This window comes from Pseudomonas rhodesiae, assembly GCF_007858255.1.
GTDB classification, from domain to species: domain Bacteria; phylum Pseudomonadota; class Gammaproteobacteria; order Pseudomonadales; family Pseudomonadaceae; genus Aquipseudomonas; species Aquipseudomonas rhodesiae.
This window is the reverse complement of record NZ_VFEU01000001.1, coordinates 269129-288095: the sequence shown is the minus strand read 5'-3', so window position 1 is coordinate 288095 and position 18967 is coordinate 269129. Positions and strand designations below refer to the sequence as shown.

The window sequence follows — 18967 nt, the reverse complement described above, 5'->3', positions numbered from 1 at the left end:
CACGTTGCGTAACGTTACTTGGGTTTTATGACCCAGAAGAGTTCATGGCGCCGAACGGCTTTGCGGAAAAACTCGTTTTCCCCCCAGGGAGACACCTTCCTACCGGCCAACAAACACTGTATGACGCGTCGCACGCGCCGTTTCAACGGCATCTTCGGCTGCAGGTCATGCATCATCCCCAGCGACATAGCCTTGTCACGTTGAATCTCTGCGGGTAGCGATAAGCAGTAGGGCCGCAGAGTGTAAGCCGGATCAAAGGATGGTGGCAAAGCGACACCATTTCCAGAGTCCCCCATCGGCCAGCGATCGTTGTCGTGCAGGTGATTGGCATAGCCCAGCAATGTGGTGGGTTGCCACTCCAGTCCCTGCAAAGCTTGCAAAACCGCCTCCTGCGCGCAGACGTGGTCAGGATGGGGATCGAGCACCGGATGGGGCAGCACGATGACCTCAGGACGCGCCTTCAACAACACCGCGCGTAAGTCGGCCAACAGATTGTTCCAGGTTGGCCGCCCATCCCCATCAGCCGGTAGCGGGAAGGGGTTGAACTGGCGAAACAGGCGGATATCACTCAATTCTGCCTCCCGGGAGCCCACTGCCAGATCAGGCTCGGCCTGCATTGCCGCCAATTGCAGGCAGAAATACCCGAGCTGCACGCAGTTTTCCTGGGGCACACCTGCCCAACGAGGTACGGCAATGCTGTCCCAGGCACGCAAGCGGCCCTTGAGCCGTGCTGCATCCCGTGTGGTCAGGCCCATTCGCTGATAATGCTCGGCTTCGATCTCGCCAGCGGTCAATGTGACGATCCACGGCTGGGTCGCCTGGCTGTACAAACCAAACGCGGCAAGTTCGGCATCGTCGGCATGGGGCGCAATGACCATTACTCGCTGCTGTCGCACATCAGGCTGGCGCCATACCGAAAGTACAGGCTCACCCAGTACCCGGCACCATCGCCCTTTTAGCGCCAGACCGCCCTCAAGCAACGCGTGCGCCTGACCCGTGAGGTTCAGATAACGCAGGCCGTCCACGCCCCGCTCGAACGTTTGGCGATCATCCGTCGACAGAGCAATGAAGGGGTCGATAAAACGCCCTGCCAGGCTGCTTTTGATGCGCAGCGCCAGGATCAGGGTCTCATCCCCCGACAACGCCAGCGGCTCGCAGAGCATCAGCCGCCCCTTGTCCAGAATGACGGTGGGCTGCTCGGCATCGGCTGCGAACTGATACCGATAGTCGTCCTTGGGCGAGTAGAAGAGATGGTCGGCAAACCAGGCCTCATGGGCAACCCACGCCAAGACCGCTAATAAAAGCGGCAGCCACCACGCCACCGTTACTCCCACCACGACCAACAGCAACAACGCAACCACCAGCCCCAGCCGCTTATTACGGCGATGACGCTTGAGCAGTGCCTGCTTACGGTTCTGGGATTGGCTCATACGGTGTACACCGGCACGGGATTGCACCAGCGATCCTTGTACTCCCGATCCGCACGCCCAAAGGAAAAACGCAAGGGTTTGCCGACCTCACGAGCCTGCTCCCAAGCACTTTGAGTGTTGAGGAAACTGAGCACGCTGCCTGGGCTGAATGCCCGGGTTTCGGGATCGACGCCACCGTTGACGTATTCCACACTGATCCACTCGGGTGACTCGACCCGGTACACCAACTGGATGGCAACAGGAGCATCGTTGAGAAAAATCACCGAGCCGATCAACCACTCGCGCAGTAACTCGATCACCTCGGCCATGCGCTCGGCGCCCGTAGCGACAAAGCCCCAGCGGCGTAAAAATAAATCGCAGTACATCGCGCCAAGTTCAGTGCTGGAAAACTCACTCACCGGCCGTACCGAGCCACCAGCTTCCTCCAGCAGACGCAGTTCGCGGCGCTGGTTGTAGCGGAATTTTTTCGATAGCTCTTCCGGGGGCCGTGCCATGGCCAGTTGTTCGGCCTGTAGCTTGAGACCGCTGAAACGACCTTCATTGAGGGCTGAAAGGTAGCGCGCCCGGTGCCTTAACGGTGCCTGTGCCTGGGCGCAGGCCGGTAGGATCAATTCAGCGTTGCCCAGGTCGAACAGCCCCTTTTTACCCCGCTGCTTGAGGACGTCTTTGGACAGTGCCAAATCCCGCCCCCAGGTCGCGATGCAAGCTTGCAGCTCACCGCCTTGCTCCCATGCCAGATAACGCACCGGGATATCCGCCAGCCCCGCCAGGCGCTCAACGATTTGCGGATGAGTGGCGACACTGCCACCAAAACGCCCCCAGGCCTCGCTGTAGACAGGGGCGTCGACGACGGACCAGCCGCGCTCGCGCCAGCCTTGGAATCGATTGAGCATCAAGCCCCCGCGGTCAGTTCAATAACGTGCGGCAATTGCCAGAAAGTATCGCGTACCGCCCGATCCGAGAAACGCGTGCGCAGGCGCTCCAGCATCATTTGGGCACACTGCCGCTGCTGTTGCTGATCCATCGCAGCCAAGTGCCGCAGCCCTTGAGCGAGATGTTCGGCATCGCCGAAGGGAAACAGGACGCCCACGCCTTCGACCACTTCCCGCGCCCCGCCGCACGCCGTAGCCAGCAGCGGCACGCCTGCCGCCATGGCTTCGAGCAGCACCATGCCGAAGGGTTCGTGATCGGAACTCAGGGCAAAGGCATCGAACGCACGGAAATATCGACGCGCATCCGGCACCTGACCGAGGAACAACACCTGGTCGGCAATACCCAACTCCTGTGCCAGGTGCTTGAGGCTTTGCTCCAGGCGCCCTTTGCCAAGAATCGCCAGACGGCTTGCGGCCGGCAGGTGCGGCAGCGCGAGGGCGAAGCCCTTGAGGAGCGTGGCCTGGTCCTTGTCCGGGTGCAGGCGGCCGACATTGCCGACCACCCACGCATCCGGCGACAGCCCCAAGGCATCGCGCGCCTCGCCTACCGAGACCTGGCTGGCCTGCAACGCGTCGACATCAATGCGGTTGTACAAGGTCTGGATACGCTCGCTGGGCCAGTCGGGCAGGCAACGCCGCATATCGTCGCGCACCGCATCGGACACACCCAGCAAACTCAGGCGTTTACGGAAAATTCCGGCGAACAGCTTGCGGCTGCGGCGCTGGTAGTCGCCGAAGGCGTGATGCACACCGATCACGGGCAAACGGGTGCCCAGCAAGGCGATATAGATCGGCTTGAAACGGTGGGCGATACAAAAACTGAAATGGCGCGACGCGGCAATTTTGCGCAACTGCGCGATGGCCGAAAGCTTCAGGCCACGGATAGCCTTGGAACTGAACGCCATGAACAGCACTTCATCGCTGGCACACGCCGCGGCCACGGCAGGGTCGGGGACCCCGGTGAGAAACACCGTGGTCACCTTATAGCCGGAGCCTGCAAACAAACTGGCGTACTGTCGCGCACAATCGAGGAAAGGCCCGTCATAGCCATGGCAGAACTGTAGGACGTGGCGATCAGCCGAGCGCGTCATAAGGGTCCACACCGTCCTTGACCACGAGGATGTCTTCCATGATCAGGTATTGCAGGTCGGAGCCGAAGAACATGTTCAGCGCGTCGGTCGGCGAGCAGATCATCGCTTCGCCACGGCGGTTGAGCGAGGTGTTCAGGGACACGCCGTTGCCGGTCAGTACCTCCAGCTCTTTCATCATGTCGTAGTAGCGCGGGTTGTATTCGCGCTTGAGCACCTGGGCGCGGGAGGTGCCATCTTCATGGACTACTTCCGGCACGCGGGTCTTCCACTCTTCAGCCACTTCGAAGGTGAAGGTCATGAACGGCGCCGGGTGATCGACCTTGATCATTTGCGGGGCCACGGTGTCGAGCATCGAAGGGCAGAAAGGCCTCCAACGCTCGCGGAATTTGATCTGGTGGTTGATGCGGTCGGCCACGCCGGTGGCGCTCGGGCAACCGATGATCGAACGACCGCCCAGGGCACGCGGGCCAAACTCCATGCGGCCCTGGAACCAGGCCACCGGGTTGCCGTCGACCATGATTTTGGCGATGCGCTGCGGCATGTTTTCGATCTTGCGCCAGTTCGGCTTGCTCTCGTGCTTGGCGCACGCGGCAATCACATCTTCGTTGCTGTAGGACGGGCCGAGGTAGACGTGTTCCATCTTCTCCACCGGCACACCACGAGCGTGGGATACATAAGCGGCCGCACCGACGGCGGTACCGGCATCGCCGGACGCAGGCTGCACGAACAGCTCCTTCACGTCGTCACGGGCGATGATTTTCTGGTTCAGTTTGACGTTCAGCGCGCAGCCGCCGGCGAAGGCCAGCTTGCCGGTGTCCTTGAGGATGTCGCCCAGGTAATGGTCGATCATCTGCAGGGCCAGCTTCTCGAACAGCGCCTGCATGCTGGCGGCGTAGTGGATGTACGGCTCGTCGGCGATGTCGCCTTCGCGCTTGGGCCCCAGCCACTCGATCAGTTTCGGCGAGAAGTAGAAGCCCTTGCCCTTCTCTTTGTAGCGACGCAGGCCGATGACGTTGGCGTAATCGGTGTTGATCACCAGCTCGCCGTTTTCAAAGGAAGCCAAACGCGAGAAATCGTATTTGCTGGCATCGCCATAGGGCGCCATGCCCATGACCTTGAATTCGCCGTCGAGCATCTCGAAACCGAGAAACTCGGTGATCGCGCCGTACAGGCCGCCGAGGGAATCCGGGTCGTAGAATTCTTTGATTTTGTGGATCTTGCCGTTCTCGCCGTAGCCGAAGAACGTGGTGGCGTACTCACCCTTGCCGTCGATGCCAAGGATCGCGGTTTTTTCCTGGAAGCCCGAGCAGTGGTAGGCACTGGAGGCGTGGGCCAGGTGGTGCTCAACCGGCTCGATCTTGATCTTCTTCGGATCGAAGCCCAGTTGCTCCAGGCACCACACGATTTTGTTGCGGTAGCGCTTGTAGCGGCGGTTGCCCATCAGGATCGCGTCGAGGGCGCGGTCCGGGGCGTACCAGTAACGCTTGGCGTAGTGCCAGCGCGCCTCGCCGAACAGGCTGATCGGGGCGAATGGGATCGCCACCACGTCAACGTCGGAAGGCTTGATGCCGGCCTGTTCCAGGCAGAACTTCGCCGATTCGTAGGGCATGCGGTTCTTTGCATGTTTGTCGCGTACGAAGCGCTCTTCTTCGGCGGCCGCAATCAGCTTGCCGTCGATATACAGGGCTGCGGAAGGATCATGGCTAAGGGCGCCGGACAGGCCAAGAATCGTCAATGCCACAGGGGTCTAGCCTCTTTTAGTCTGCATGCAGGCGGGTCGCGCCTGAAAAAAGTGTGCCTCCCGCGCGGGCGGGAAACAGCTAAAGGGCGGGATTATAGCTTAAAAGCAGTGGGAAGCTGTTAGCGGCAAGCGGCAAGTGGGCCTAGCGGTAGATCTCGATGCTGCCGTCTTTGTTCTGGCGGTAGATCGTATAAGGCAGGACCAGGGTATCCAGCACGCCGGACCCCAGGAATTCGATGGCGATGATCGGTAGAGCGTTGCCGGTACTGTTCGACAGGCTTGGATCGTTCAGGCTTCTTTCAGGCTTGGGTTCACCGTTGAGCGTACAAAACCCGTACAGCACGCCGCTGTAGATGCGCGGCACGTTTTCGCAATGGCTGCGCGAGTCCTTGAGATTCTGGCTGGTCACGGCGTCGGGGCGGAACACGGTGTTGATCGTGCCGCAACCGACCAATGCCAGTACCCCAACCAGCCAGATGACCCTCGATAAATGCCGCATGTCCGCTCCTTTGGTCCATTTACTCAGGAACGGCCACGCTAGCACCGCACGCCATGAAGTCCCAGTACGGACGCGTCGATTAGCCGCGTAGGAAGATTCCCGAATGATAGAAATCGCCCGGTTCACTAAAGTCGCGCCCCTTTGTGCGCTCACTTCCAAAACGCCACTGATTTACGACTGTTCGATGAGCGGCCTCACCCGCTTAACCCTGGCGCTGCCACCCTGGCGGGCAGCGACGGGTTGAGCAAAAACCGGCGCGACTGCCGACGCCGAGCCTCCATTCTGATGGTCAGAGCGATCAGGTGGGTTGCTTGGGCAACCGCTGGTCGATCAGTTGATATAACGCACTGTCCTGCGGCCAGTTGCGCATAAACCGCGCGCGGTCCTTGGCGTAGGCCGGGGCGAAGCTGGCGAGACTGCGGTGCTGGCACATCGCGTCGAGATCAATCAGGGCCCAACGGTCTTCGTGCCAGAACAGGTTATGGCCCTTGAAATCCCCGTGGCTGATGCGCTCGCGGATCAGCTCGGCGAATAAATGATCCAGCGCCTGCAATTCATTTTCCGGCGCGTCGCCGTGTTCAACGTAGGGCGCGAAACGCTCGATGATGTCTGGGCCCGGCAGGTATTCGGTGATCAGGTACGCACGGCTGCGCAACCAGAGAAAGCGCTTCTCCAACACCGCCAGCGGCTTGGGCGTGGCGATGCCGAGGAAGGCCAGGCGATTGCCCTCGCGCCAGGAATGCCAGGCGCGGCTCGGGCGCCAAAAACGCTTGAGCCAATGGGCGAAGCCCTTGATGTTGTAACGCTTGATCACCAGTGGCCGACCGGCCACCTCGACTTTGGCCACACTGGCCGCACCACCGGTCTTGTACAAATGGCCCTGGTCCAGCAACACATCGGCCTGCTCCAGCACCGGCAGCATTGCGGGCACTTCTTCGCGCCTGATTGCGCGCAAGGCGAAAGCACCGCGCACGACGCTGAACAGCGTGCATTCGCGGCCAACCTTTTCCAGAAAGTCCTTCAAACGCCAGGCACTGACTTTGCGCACTTGTTTTTCCAAGGCTTCCAGGGGCAAGGCATGTTCGCTGTTGCTCAGCAGGTAATACACCAGCAACTCTTCGGTAAACGGCTCAAGATTCTTCGGCAATTGCGCAAAAAACACCCCGAGGTTTTCCAGCACCCGGTTGCGCGACAGCGGCTTGCCGGCTTCTTCGACGCGAATTCCGGCGCCATCGATCAGGTACAACTTGCCGTCCTTGCGCAGCAGGTTGTCCAGGTGCAGGTCTTCCTGCCACAAGCCTTTGGCGTGCATTTGCGCAATCGCGCCCAATGCTTCGGCGAGCACCGCCGTTTGCTCATCAGCCAAGGGCGGCAAACCTTGGACCGCCTGCCAGGCATCGGCCAGGCTTTCGGCACCCTCGATAAATTCGAACAGCAACCAGCCACCCTCGCCTTGCTGCAAACCGTCCGCCAGCAGCAAAGGCGTGGTCAGGCCCTGTTCGGCCAACAGGCGAACACCGCTGAGCTCACGCTGAAAATGCCGCGCCGCCTTACTGCCTACCAGCAATTTGGCCAGCACTGCGCGCCCGCGCCAGACGGCCGCGCCGACATAGCGCTCGCCCGGCAACACGCGCAACAGGCTCAACAGCTGCAGTTGACCGGGGCCGGCGGCGTCCGCCAGGTCCAAGGTCAGGGGCAGGCTTGGGGTGCGGCCGGCGTTTTTCAGCTCCGACAGGCGCATCAGCGCTTCTCCTTGTGGCCGCGCCGGGTCGTCAGGCGTTGCAGCCAAGTGGCGACCTCTGCGCTGTCTTCAGGTTGGTCCAGGTAGGCCGCCAGCAGCTGGCGCACCTGTGCGTCGGACCATTGCGGGGACCGGCGCAGCAACGGCTCCAGGTCCTTGACCCGATCCCGCCAGCCAAACAACAACGGGCGGGTTTTCTCCAGATCGATCAGCTGCGCGGCATAACCGTCGCCGGTGGCCTGCAGGAAAATATGCTTGGGGTAGAAACAGCCATGCACCTGGCCGACGCCGTGCAGCCGGCGCGCCAGTTCGCCGCACGCCCGCAGGATGGCGCGGTGCTGGGCATCGCTGAGCGAAGGCCACTCCTCCAGCAGCGAATCCAAGTCGTTCCAGCCGTCGAGGGCACGGGTCAGCAGCATCGCGCGGTACTCGCCGGCCACCTTGCGTTCGCCGTAGAACGCCGCCTGCAAGGCCGGGATACCCAACGTGCGATAACGGCTGATATTACGAAACTCGCGGGAGAAGCTCGGCTCGCCCCATGGGCGATGAAGGCTGCGGGTCAGGTAGTTGCTCTGACGCTTGAGGTAATACCCCTGCCCCTCCAGCTCCAGGCGAAACACGCTACTCCAGCCACCGCGACTGGTATTCGGTTCGTCCACTGCGTCGAGCTGTTTGGCCCACAAGGCGTCGAACGTAGCCAGACCGTTGCGCTCCAACAAAGCCCGGTCTTCAGCCGCCACAAAATCACTCATTCGCGCCCCTCAAAAAACTTCACCACATGGCGAATACGCTGTTTGTCCGATGCACTCAGGTGCTGGCGCTGACGGTATTGCAGATAGAAGCGCAGGCGCTGGGTGGCCGACAGGTGATACTTGGCCACCTTGTCCAGGCAGGCCAGGTCTTTGGTAATGCGGTACTTGAGCCAGAACCCGCGCCAGAAATCGCCGTTGGGGCAATCGATCAGATACAGGGTCTGCTGGTCGTCGATCAGCAGGTTGCGCCACTTCAGATCGTTATGAGTAAAGCGGTGATCGTGCATGGTGCGGGTGTATTCGGCGAGCTGGCGGCTGACCCCATCGACCCAGCGCGGATCGCGCAGACGGGGGTCGTTGCGATCGGCCAGCGCCGACAGGTCTTCGGTCTTGGGCAATTCACGGGTGATCATCGCGCCGCGATCATAGGCCAGGCCTTTACGCTCCAAGCCCCAGGCCACCACATCGGCGGTGGGAATGCCCCATTTGGCAAACCGCTTGAGGTTCTGCCATTCGGACTTGACCCGCGGCTTGCCCAGGTAGCGACGCAAGCCCTTGCCGGCGCCAACGTAGCGCTTGACGTAATAATTGACCCCCGCGCGCTCCACTCGGATCACTTCGGACAACGGATCGCGGGTCAGCCGCTCGCCTTGCAGGGCGAACACCGCGTCGAGGCTGCCAAAGTCTTCCGCCAGGCCGGCGTAGGCCGGTTCCAGGTTCCAGCCCGCCATCAGAGCGCATCCCCGTATCGCAGTTTACGCGCGTAGAGCTTGTCGGCCTTGCCTTGCAGCCACTGCAACAAAGCGCTTTCTTCGGCCAGGATCTGGCGCAACGGCTGCTGGAAGTAACCCTTGAGGAACCGCAGCTTGTCGCGCCGGGTCAGGCCGATGTCCAGCGCCGAGAAGTACAGCGCGGCCAGGTCTTTGTTGCGCCAGCGCAGGCTGATTTTCGGCCGGGTCTGGGCACGGTGCAGGTCGATTACCGACAACTTGAAGCGATCAGGCGTGACCGGCGTGTCGGTGTGCAGCAGGAAGTGGCAGATGTAGCAGTCACGATGGTTGACCCCGCCGCGATGCATCATGCCGGTCATGCGCGCCACTTCGGCGATCAGCGCGCGCTTGAGGCGCGGCTGCGGTGGCTGCTTGACCCAATCAATGCTGAAGTCTTCCAGGCTGACCGTGGGCGCCAGCTCTTCGGTGATGATGAACGAATGCTGGTCCGCCGGGTTGCTGCCGCGCTCGCCGTAGGCCACGGCAGTCATGGTCGGCACGCCGATTTCCTGCAGGCGCTGGATCGCCAGCCATTCCTGCCCGGCGCCGAGTACCGGCAGCTTGGCGGTGACCAGGTTCTTGACGATCTCACCCCAGCCGATGCCCCGGTGGATCTTCACAAAGTAGCCACGGCCGTCCACCTCGGTGCGCAAGGTGCGTCGGGCTTCCAGTTCGCGGTACACCTCGCCTTCCAACCGCTCTACTTCGGCGAACGCATCGCGTCCGGTCCAGAGGCTCTTGAAGGGTTCGGCAAGCATCAACTTCATGGCTTTGGCTCCGCCAGAATCACATCCGCAGCGCGCTGCGGCATGCTGTAGAGGTCGGCCGTCTCAGCGAAAGCCAACCCGTTGCGGCTCCAGGCCGCGCGCTGTGCAGAATCGGTCAACATGCGCGCCAGGTACTGGTTCAACTGAGCCTGTTCGAACGGCTCATCCAGCACCAGACCGCTGTCGGCCTCGGCGATGTAATGGGCATAACCACACACCGCCGAGACCAGTACCGGCAACCCGGCCACCAGCGCCTCAAGCAGCACGGTGCCGGTGTTTTCGTTATACGCCGGGTGGATCAACAGGTCGGCGCCCAGCAGGAAACGCGGGATATCGCTGCGCCCTTTAAGAAACTGCACGTTATCGCCCAGCCCCAATGTGGCGCTTTGCAATTGGAATACTTTGGGGTCGTCCTGGCCGATTACAAACAGACGCGTGCGTTTTTTCAGCTCCGAGGGCAACGCGGCCAGCGCCTTGAGGCTGCGGTCGACGCCCTTGGTTTTGAAGCCGGAGCCGATCTGCACCAACAGCAGGTCATCCTCGCCCAGGTTGAATTCCTTGCGGAACCCTGCGCGGATTGCGGCGGCGTCCGGCGGTGCGCGACGGTCCTGGGCGATGCCCGGCGGCAGCAGGTGAAAGCGCTCCACCGGGGTGTCGTAGTGCTTGATGAACAGCGGCTGCTGCACTTCTGAAATCATCAGGATTTCGGTCTTGGCGTCCTTGGCGAACACTGCACGTTCATATTCGGCGAAGTGGCGATAACGACCAAAACTGCGGTACAGCGAATGGCGCAGGTTCTGTGCTTTGTCTTCGAAACAACCGTCGGCAGCGTAGTACACGTCCAGGCCGGGCATCTTGTTGAACCCGATCAAACGGTCCACCGGGCGCTTGGCCAGGTCGGCCTCCATCCAGGCACTGAGTTTTTCGTTGCGCCGATGGTTGAAGAATGCTTTGACCGGCGCCACCAGCACTTCAAAGCCGGGCGGAATATCGCCCTCCCAGATCAGCGTGTAGACGCGAATCTGATGGCCGCGCCGCTGGCACTCCAGGGCGATGCGCATGAAGTCACGCTGCAGGCCGCCGAAGGGGAAGTATTTGTACAGAACAAAAGCCAGTTGCATCAGTGCAGTTCCTCAGCCAGTAACAACGTGCTCAGTCGGCTTGCCACACGCTCAGGGTTCAGGCGCGTGAAGCACAGGGGCGATTCGCGCGCGATGTCGAACCGACGCAGGTCGTCGGCCGTCGGTTGATAGGTACAGTGTTTTTGCAGGCACGGCGCGCAGGACCAATCGCTGGCCAGGTGAATCTGCGCCTTGCCGTAGGCGCCGGTCAGGCCCGGATTGGTGGGGCCGAACAGGGAGATGGTCGGCACATCCAGCGCCGCCGCCAGGTGCCCCAGGCCGGTATCCACCGCCACGCAAGCGCGGGCGCCGGCCAATACCCGAGCCACGCCGGCCAGGTTCAACTTGGGCAATACTTCGGCGTTCGCCAGCCCTTGAGCCAGGCGTTCGGCGCGGGCTTTTTCCGTGGCGTTGCCCCAGGGCAGCTTCACGTCCACGCCCAGGCGCCCCATGCGTTCGGCCAGCTCGCGCCAGTAGGCTTCCGGCCAGTGCTTGGTGTCCCAAGTGGTGCCATGCAGCAGTAGCACGAAGGGCTTTTTCGGTGGCAGGCCGAGCAACTTGTCGACGCTCAGGCCGTAGTCGCCCAAGCCTTTGGGCAAGTCATAACCCAGGGCTACGGCGAACAACTGACGCAAGCGTTCCACCGCGTGCTGCCCACGAGCCACGGCCAGACGTCGGGAGTAAAAACGCGCCGCGATGGGCTCACGGGCGGAGTTTTTATCAAAGCCGGCCACCGGCGCCCGTACGTAACGGGTCAGCCAGGCGCTTTTGAACAGGCCCTGAGCGTCAATCACCAAGTCATACTTGGTCGCCTGGATGCGCTGCTTGAAGCGCCGCCATTCACCGCTCTTGAAGGTTTGCCAGAGGTTCTTGCGCCAGCGGCGGATCGCCACCGGGATCACCTTGTCTACCGCTGGGTGCCAGGTGGGGATTTCGGCAAAGCCCTCTTCCACGACCCAGTCGAATTGAATGCCGGGGATCGCCCGCGCCGCGTCGGTCAGTGCCGGTAAGGCGTGGATCACGTCGCCCAGGGATGAGGTCTTGACTACCAGTACCCGCAACTCAGTGAACCTCGACCACGTCGCCCTGCAACCTTTGCAGGGCTTCGCCGACCGACTGCGGCAACAACTGGCGCAGGCAATTGTAGTGGCCGAAACGGCAGGTGCGTTCGAAACACGGGCTGCAATCGAGCCCCAGGCGCACCACTTCCACTTTGTCGGCCAACGGCGGGGTGAAGCCCGGCGAGGTGGACCCATACACCGCCACCAACGGGCGGTTCAGCGCCGCGGCCACGTGCATCAGGCCGGAGTCGTTGGACACCACCGCATCGGCGCAGGACAGCAGGTCGATCGCCTCGGCCAGCGAGGTGTCGCCGCTCAGATTCACCGCTTCTTCGCGCAGGCCCGGGATCAGACGCTGGCGGATGTCTTCGCCCACCGAGTGGTCGTTCTTCGAGCCGAACAACCATACTTGCCAGCCTTCGCGGATCTTCATCTCAGCGACCTTGGCGTAATGCTCCGAAGGCCAGCGCTTGGACTCGCCGAACTCGGCGCCGGGGCACAGCGCCAGCACCGGGCGATCCAGGCTGAGGCCGAACTTGGCCAGCGCCGCGTCGCGGGTGACCGGGTCGATCCGCAGGCTCGGGCGCGGATAGGGTTTGGGCAACTCGGCACCCGGCGCGTAGGCCAGGGCTATAAAGCGTTCGATCATCAGCGGATAGCGGGTTTTGTCCAACGTGCGCACGTCGTTGAGCAGCACATAGCGAAATTCGCCGCGCCAGCCGGTGCGCTTGGGGATGCCGGCAAAGTACGGCACCAGCGCCGACTTGAGCGAATTGGGCAGCAGGATCGCCTGGTCGTACTCGCCGGCCATGGATTTGCCGATGCGACGACGGGTCGCCAGCTCCAGGGCGCCGTGGCCGAGCGGAAAGCTCAAGGCCTTGCGCACTTCGGGCATGCGCTCAAGGATCGGCCGGCTCCACTCAGGGGCGAGCACGTCGATCTGGCAATCTGGATGGCGAGCGCGCAGGCACTGGAACAGTGTCTGTGCCATCACCATGTCACCGACCCAACTGGGCCCAACGATCAGAATATTCATGTAGTTTCCACAAACGATGCGGGGAGGCTTATGCCTCCCCGCCCTAATAGTGTCTTCAGCTCAATCCCAGTTCCTGCCAGATTCGCATCACCTGGCTCCGCTCCTCGACGAACTGATCCCCGGCCACCGTACCGGCCTCGTTCTGCAAGGCCTGACGATGCGCGGCGGAACGGTAGGCTTTATACACCTCACGCAGCAGATGGGCATCGGCGGCGGGCATCAACCCCACCTGCTCCAGGCCTTCCAGAATGCGGATATTGTCGGTGTAGCGCAGCAACGATGGATGTTGCGCAGACCACGCCAAAGCCGCGTATTGCACCATAAATTCAATATCGACGATACCTCCGGCGTCCTGCTTGAGGTCGAACAACGCCGAGGCTTCGAAGGCATTGGCGCCCTTGCCGGCCGCAGTGCTCTTGGTGCCCAGGTTGTCGCGCATCTTGGCGCGCATCTCGCTGACCTCCTGGCGCAGCGTCGCCAGGTCACGCTCGCGCCCCAGCACCCTGGCCCGCACTTGCTCGAACGCCTGGCCAACGTCCTGGCTACCGACCAACACGCGGGCGCGGACCAACGCCTGATGTTCCCAGGTCCAGGCTTCATTTTGTTGATAGCGGTCGAACGCCCCCAACGAACTCACCAACAGCCCGGATGCGCCAGACGGGCGCAGGCGCATGTCCACTTCATATAATTGGCCGGAGTTGGTCTGGGTCGTCAGCAAATGAATGATGCGCTGACCCAGGCGCGTAAAGAACTGCGCACCGTCGATCGGCTTGGCGCCATCGGTTTCGGCATGCGGGTCGCCGTCGTGGATAAACACCAGGTCCAAGTCGGAACCATGCCCCAGCTCGATGCCGCCGACTTTCCCGTAGCCGACAATGATGAATCCAGGATCGCACAAGGTGCCGTCCAGCCGTTGCGGCGAGCCGTGGCGCGCCACGGTCTGGCGCCAAGCCAGGGCGAGGACCTGTTCGAGGATCGCCTCGGCGAGCCAGGTCAGGTAATCGCTGACTTTCATCAACGGCAGGCTGCCGGCGATTTCCGAGGCGGCCACACGCAGGCGATGCGCCAACTTGAAATGGCGCAGGGCTTCCATCTGCTGTTCAAGGTCATCTTCGGGGATGCGTGTAAGGCGTTCGCGCAGTTCGGCGGCCAGTTCCGGCGCCAACGGCGGCTTGAACAGGCGCCCTTCATTGAGCAATTCATCCAGCAACAGCGGGAAACGCGTGATCTGCTCGGCGATCCAGGGGCTGGCGGCGCACAGGGTCAACAGGCGACGCAGGGCGTCAGGGTTTTCGGTGAGCAGCACCAGATATGCCGAACGCCGCGCGACGGCTTCGACCAGCGGCAACACGCGTTCCAGCACCAGGTCCGGGTTGGCATGCTCGACGGCCTGGGCCAGCAGGCGCGGAATAAACGCATCCAACCGTTCACGGCCCAGGCGCTGCATGGCGCGCAGCTGCGGGCTGCCGCGCAGGCTGGCCAGGGCTTTGAGTGCCTTGGGTGCATCGGTGAAACCGCCTTCGGCCAACTGCCGGCAGGCGGCGTCTTCGTCCTGGGACTCTTCCCACAGCGGCAACCACTCACCGCCTACCACCAGCTCGCTTTCTTCGCCTTCATCCTCATCCGGATCGGCGATGACTTGGCGAAAGTGCCAATCAATCCGGCCACGCCAGTACATCAGGCGCTCATGGAACGCGGCCCAGTCGGCAAAACCCAACATAAAGGCAATGCGCGCCTGATCCTGCGGACTGTCGGGGAGCATCTGGGTCTGGCGATCGGCAATCGCTTGGATCGCGTGCTCGGTGTAACGCAGGAATTCATAGCCGTTGCGCAACTCGGCAATCACCGCCGGCGGCAGGTAGCCCTGGCCCTCCAGAGTGCCGAGCACTTTAAGCAATGGGCGCTGCTGCAAGCTCAAGTCGCGGCCGCCGTGGATCAGCTGGAACGCCTGGGCAATGAATTCCACTTCGCGAATGCCGCCCGAGCCCAGCTTGATGTTGTCGGCCATGCCTTTGCGCCGCACTTCCTGCTGGATCAGTTGCTTCATGGTGCGCAGTGCTTCGATGGCGGAAAAATCCAGGTAACGCCGGTAGACGAACGGCCGCAGCATGTCGAGCAATTGCGCGCCCGCCACCTGATCGCCAGCCACCACCCGCGCCTTGATCATGGCGTAGCGCTCCCAGTCGCGGCCCTGGTCCTGGTAATACTGTTCCAGCGCATTGAAGCTCAGCACCAGCGCACCGGCCGAACCGTATGGGCGCAAGCGCATATCCACGCGGAAGACAAAGCCGTCGACCGTCATCGGGTCGAGCGCCTTGATCAATTTTTGACCAAGACGGATGAAAAATTCCTGATTATCCAGCGCACGCTTCACCCCCACGGTTTCGCCGCCTTCGGGGTAGGCGAAGATCAGGTCGATGTCCGACGAGAGGTTCAGCTCAACCGCACCGAGCTTGCCCATGCCGAGGATCACCATGTGCTGGGCCTCGCCGCTGCGGCGCCCGGTGGGCGTGCCGAATTGCACACAGTGGCGCTGGTACAGCCACTGGTAGGCCTGGTCGATGCTGGCGTCGGCCATATCGGACAGGTCGCGGCAGGTTTGCACCAGATCGGCCTGGCGCGTCAGGTCACGCCAGATAATGCGCACTTGCTGACGGGTACGCTGGCGACGCAGCACACGGCCCAGCTCATCTTCTGTTTCGGCTTGTTGCACCGCGCCAGCAATTTGCCCGCATAGCTCGCCAGGTGCGAAACCACGGTCCAGCTCGCCCCAGGCGGCCAGTTCGAGCAACATCAAAGGGTCACGAAGGCTCTGTTCAATAACGAAATCACTGGCGGCGCACACCCGGGCGAAGTCGGCCCAGCGTTGCGGCGTCCATTCAGAAAGGCCATGATCGTCATCCAGCGCGGCCACTGCGTCACGAAATGACTGCTCGGCCCGCTGGGCAGCTGGGAGCAGAATGGCCGGCAATTCGGCCAGCGTTGGAAGGCTCATGGTCTATCCTTGGTCGGCGCGTAAAAGGCTTGTAGCGAGACGTGCAGGCACCACGCTGAATGAAGGACTGTCGAACAAAAGTTAGAAATAGCTGAAAACACTTTAATTTTGGCAGGCAACATTAAACTTCTACCTTTTCTTGTTCGCAAAAGATCAACAATAACGATTATGCTCACCAGCCAGACCGAGCCATACGCTCAGTCTTGTGTAGTTTTACTACTCGTATATACATTCGAAAGGCTGAAATGGCCGACGATTTGTAGTAAAACTACAGGACGCCGAAGCAACCTTCGGCCATCCAAGAATTTATGTCGTCTGCCCACAAGGCCAGTCGCAAACTTCAGGCAACCGATTCTGGTAGCCTTTCCGCCCTGGAGCAAGCCATGCAAGACCTCGATCCCGTCGAAACCCAGGAATGGCTGGACGCCCTGGAATCGGTTCTCGACAAAGAAGGCGAAGACCGTGCTCACTACCTGATGACCCGTATGGGCGAACTCGCGACCCGCAGCGGCTCGCAACTGCCTTACGCCATCACCACGCCATACCGCAACACCATCCCCGTTACCCACGAAGCACGCATGCCTGGCGACCTGTTCATGGAACGCCGCATTCGCTCGCTGGTACGTTGGAACGCCATGGCGATGGTAATGCGCACGAACTTGAAAGATTCGGACCTGGGCGGTCACATCTCCAGCTTCGCTTCCAGCGCAACCCTGTATGACATCGGCTTCAACTACTTCTTCCAGGCCCCGACCGACGAACATGGCGGCGACCTGATCTACTTCCAGGGCCACACCTCCCCAGGCGTTTACGCCCGTGCGTTCATGGAAGGCCGCATCAGCGAAGAACAAATGAACAACTTCCGCCAGGAAGTCGACGGTCAGGGCCTGTCGTCCTACCCGCACCCTTGGCTGATGCCGGACTTCTGGCAGTTCCCGACCGTATCCATGGGTCTGGGCCCGATCCAGGCGATCTACCAGGCGCGCTTCATGAAGTATCTGGAAGCCCGCGGTTTCATCCCTGAAGGCAAGCAGAAGGTCTGGTGTTTCCTGGGCGACGGCGAGTGTGACGAGCCGGAATCCCTGGGCGCCATCTCCCTGGCCGGCCGCGAAAAACTGGACAACCTGATCTTCGTCATCAACTGCAACTTGCAGCGCCTCGACGGCCCGGTTCGCGGCAACGGCAAGATCATCCAGGAACTCGAAGGCGTGTTCCGCGGTGCGCAGTGGAACGTGACCAAAGTCATCTGGGGCCGTTTCTGGGACCCACTGCTGGCCAAGGACGTCGACGGCATCCTGCAACGTCGCATGGACGAAGTCATCGACGGCGAGTACCAGAACTACAAAGCCAAAGACGGCGCGTTCGTGCGTGAACACTTCTTCAACACGCCTGAACTCAAGGCGATGGTTGCCGACCTGTCCGACGACGAGATCTGGAAGCTCAACCGTGGCGGCCACGACCCGTACAAGGTCTATGCGGCATACCACGAAGCGGTCAACCACAAAGAACAACCGACCGTCATCCTGGCCAAGACCATCAAGGGTTATGGCACCGGTGCCGGCGAAGCGAAAAACACCGCGCACAACACCAAGAAAGTCGATGTCGACAGCCTGAAGTTGTTCCGCGACCGTTTCGACATCCCGGTCAAGGATGAAGAACTGGAGAACCTGCCGTTCTTCAAGCCGGAGCCGAACAGCGCCGAAGCCCGCTACCTGAGCGAGCGCCGCTCCGCACTGGGCGGTTTCGTGCCACAGCGCCGCGCCAACAGCTTCAGCGTGCCAACGCCGGACCTCAGCACCCTCAAGGCCATCCTTGACGGTTCGGGCGACCGTGAGATCTCCACTACCATGGCCTTCGTGCGGATTCTTGCGCAGCTGGTCAAGGACAAGGACATCGGCCCGCGCATCGTCCCGATCATCCCGGACGAAGCCCGTACCTTCGGTATGGAAGGCATGTTCCGTCAACTGGGCATCTACTCCTCCGTCGGCCAGCTCTACGAGCCAGTCGATAAAGACCAGGTGATGTTCTACAAGGAAGACAAGAAGGGCCAGATCCTCGAAGAAGGCATCAACGAAGCGGGCGCCATGAGCTCCTTCATTGCGGCCGGTACTTCGTACTCCAGCCATAACCAACCGATGCTGCCGTTCTACATCTTCTACTCGATGTTCGGCTTCCAGCGCATTGGCGACCTGGCCTGGGCAGCGGGCGACAGCCGTACCCGTGGTTTCCTGATCGGCGGCACCGCCGGCCGTACCACGCTCAACGGCGAAGGCCTGCAACACGAAGACGGTCACAGCCACATCCTGGCTGCCACCATCCCGAACTGCCGCACCTTTGATCCAACCTACGGCTACGAGCTGGCGGTGATCATCCAGGACGGCATGAAGAAGATGACCGAAGAGCAGCAGGACGTTTTCTACTACATCACCGTGATGAACGAGTCCTACCAGCAGCCAGCCATGCCGGCCGGTGTCGAGGAAGGCATCATCAAGGGCATGTACCTGCTCGAAGAAGACACCAAGGAAGCGGCGCACCACGTGCAACTGATGGGCTCCGGCACCATCCTGCGCGAAGTGCGTGAAGCGGCAAAGATCCTGCGTGACGAATTCAACGTCGGCGCCGACGTGTGGAGCGTTACCAGCTTCAACGAACTGCGTCGCGACGGCCTGGCCGTAGAGCGCAGCAACCGCCTGCATCCGGGTCAGAAACCAGCGAAGAGCTACGTCGAAGAATGCCTGGCCGGCCGCAAGGGCCCGGTCATCGCCTCTACCGACTACATGAAGCTGTTTGCCGAACAAATTCGCCAGTGGGTCCCGTCCAAGGAATTCAAAGTCCTGGGCACCGACGGTTTCGGCCGCAGTGACAGCCGTAAGAAGCTGCGTCACTTCTTCGAAGTCGACCGTCACTTCGTGGTGTTGGCAGCCCTGGAAGCCTTGGCTGACCGTGGTGAGATCGAACCCAAGGTGGTGGCTGACGCCATCGTCAAGTTCGGGATCAACCCGGAAAAACGCAACCCACTGGACTGCTGAGG

14 protein-coding genes are annotated in these 18967 nt (G+C 61.5%); 1 reads left to right on the top strand and 13 read right to left on the bottom strand.

All coding sequences use genetic code 11. The features are described from left to right. Positions 1–14: 14 nt before the first annotated feature. The 13 genes from FIV35_RS01205 to glnE form a co-directional block, all read right to left on the bottom strand. Positions 15–1430, bottom strand: a complete 1416-nt coding sequence (locus FIV35_RS01205; protein ID WP_034136625.1) for a PIG-L deacetylase family protein — start codon at positions 1428–1430, stop codon at positions 15–17. Next, complete coding sequence (locus FIV35_RS01200; protein ID WP_034136624.1) at positions 1427–2323, bottom strand: antimicrobial resistance protein Mig-14; 897 nt, start codon at positions 2321–2323, stop codon at positions 1427–1429. Before FIV35_RS01200 ends, FIV35_RS01205 begins: the two co-directional genes overlap by 4 nt. Further along, on the bottom strand, positions 2323–3453 hold the full coding sequence (locus tag FIV35_RS01195) for a glycosyltransferase (protein ID WP_034136623.1): 1131 nt from the start codon (positions 3451–3453) through the stop codon (positions 2323–2325). Before FIV35_RS01195 ends, FIV35_RS01200 begins: the two co-directional genes overlap by 1 nt. Continuing rightward, positions 3437–5194, bottom strand: coding sequence for a carbamoyltransferase family protein (locus FIV35_RS01190; protein WP_034136622.1), 1758 nt, complete (start codon positions 5192–5194; stop codon positions 3437–3439). Before FIV35_RS01190 ends, FIV35_RS01195 begins: the two co-directional genes overlap by 17 nt. 142 nt (positions 5195–5336) lie before the next feature. Further along, the gene (locus tag FIV35_RS01185) at positions 5337–5693 is read right to left on the bottom strand and encodes a YceK/YidQ family lipoprotein (RefSeq protein ID WP_034136621.1); all 357 of its coding nucleotides are present in this window, start codon (positions 5691–5693) and stop codon (positions 5337–5339) included. 298 nt (positions 5694–5991) lie between these two features. Further along, positions 5992–7434, bottom strand: coding sequence for a lipopolysaccharide kinase InaA family protein (locus FIV35_RS01180; protein ID WP_034136620.1), 1443 nt, complete (start codon positions 7432–7434; stop codon positions 5992–5994). Next, a complete protein-coding gene (locus tag FIV35_RS01175) occupies positions 7434–8186 on the bottom strand; it encodes a lipopolysaccharide kinase InaA family protein (protein WP_034136619.1) in 753 nt (250 codons plus the stop codon). Before FIV35_RS01175 ends, FIV35_RS01180 begins: the two co-directional genes overlap by 1 nt. Beyond that, positions 8183–8917, bottom strand: a complete 735-nt coding sequence (locus tag FIV35_RS01170; protein WP_034136618.1) for a lipopolysaccharide kinase InaA family protein — start codon at positions 8915–8917, stop codon at positions 8183–8185. Before FIV35_RS01170 ends, FIV35_RS01175 begins: the two co-directional genes overlap by 4 nt. Next, entirely contained in the window at positions 8917–9723 is an 807-nt protein-coding gene (gene rfaP / locus FIV35_RS01165) for a lipopolysaccharide core heptose(I) kinase RfaP (protein WP_034136617.1), read from the bottom strand. Before rfaP ends, FIV35_RS01170 begins: the two co-directional genes overlap by 1 nt. Beyond that, positions 9720–10844, bottom strand: a complete 1125-nt coding sequence (locus FIV35_RS01160) for a glycosyltransferase family 4 protein (protein ID WP_034136616.1) — start codon at positions 10842–10844, stop codon at positions 9720–9722. The genes rfaP and FIV35_RS01160 overlap by 4 nt, the downstream gene beginning before the upstream one ends. After that, entirely contained in the window at positions 10844–11905 is a 1062-nt protein-coding gene (waaC, locus tag FIV35_RS01155; RefSeq protein ID WP_034095555.1) for a lipopolysaccharide heptosyltransferase I, read from the bottom strand. The genes FIV35_RS01160 and waaC overlap by 1 nt, the downstream gene beginning before the upstream one ends. Position 11906: 1 nt before the next feature. Further along, positions 11907–12941 carry a lipopolysaccharide heptosyltransferase II gene (gene waaF / locus FIV35_RS01150; RefSeq protein WP_034136615.1) on the bottom strand — a complete coding sequence of 345 codons (1035 nt, stop codon included), beginning with the start codon at positions 12939–12941 and terminating at the stop codon, positions 11907–11909. Between the two features lie 55 nt (positions 12942–12996). Continuing rightward, on the bottom strand, positions 12997–15936 hold the full coding sequence (glnE, locus tag FIV35_RS01145; RefSeq protein WP_034136614.1) for a bifunctional [glutamate--ammonia ligase]-adenylyl-L-tyrosine phosphorylase/[glutamate--ammonia-ligase] adenylyltransferase: 2940 nt from the start codon (positions 15934–15936) through the stop codon (positions 12997–12999). A 383-nt stretch (positions 15937–16319) separates the two neighbouring features. Here glnE and aceE point away from each other — a divergent pair, with 383 nt between their 5' ends. Further along, positions 16320–18965, top strand: coding sequence for a pyruvate dehydrogenase (acetyl-transferring), homodimeric type (gene aceE / locus FIV35_RS01140; protein ID WP_003187985.1), 2646 nt, complete (start codon positions 16320–16322; stop codon positions 18963–18965). Positions 18966–18967: the final 2 nt, after the last annotated feature.

Coding starts and splice junctions, on each gene's coding strand:
- FIV35_RS01205 (WP_034136625.1), bottom strand. CDS start 1,430: ATGAGCCAATCCCAGAACCGTAAGCAGGCACTGCTCAAGCGTCATCGC.
- FIV35_RS01200 (WP_034136624.1), bottom strand. CDS start 2,323: ATGCTCAATCGATTCCAAGGCTGGCGCGAGCGCGGCTGGTCCGTCGTC.
- FIV35_RS01195 (WP_034136623.1), bottom strand. CDS start 3,453: ATGACGCGCTCGGCTGATCGCCACGTCCTACAGTTCTGCCATGGCTAT.
- FIV35_RS01185 (WP_034136621.1), bottom strand. CDS start 5,693: ATGCGGCATTTATCGAGGGTCATCTGGCTGGTTGGGGTACTGGCATTG.
- FIV35_RS01180 (WP_034136620.1), bottom strand. CDS start 7,434: ATGCGCCTGTCGGAGCTGAAAAACGCCGGCCGCACCCCAAGCCTGCCC.
- FIV35_RS01175 (WP_034136619.1), bottom strand. CDS start 8,186: ATGAGTGATTTTGTGGCGGCTGAAGACCGGGCTTTGTTGGAGCGCAAC.
- FIV35_RS01170 (WP_034136618.1), bottom strand. CDS start 8,917: ATGGCGGGCTGGAACCTGGAACCGGCCTACGCCGGCCTGGCGGAAGAC.
- rfaP (WP_034136617.1), bottom strand. CDS start 9,723: ATGAAGTTGATGCTTGCCGAACCCTTCAAGAGCCTCTGGACCGGACGC.
- FIV35_RS01160 (WP_034136616.1), bottom strand. CDS start 10,844: ATGCAACTGGCTTTTGTTCTGTACAAATACTTCCCCTTCGGCGGCCTG.
- waaF (WP_034136615.1), bottom strand. CDS start 12,941: ATGAATATTCTGATCGTTGGGCCCAGTTGGGTCGGTGACATGGTGATG.
- glnE (WP_034136614.1), bottom strand. CDS start 15,936: ATGAGCCTTCCAACGCTGGCCGAATTGCCGGCCATTCTGCTCCCAGCT.
- aceE (WP_003187985.1), top strand. CDS start 16,320: ATGCAAGACCTCGATCCCGTCGAAACCCAGGAATGGCTGGACGCCCTG.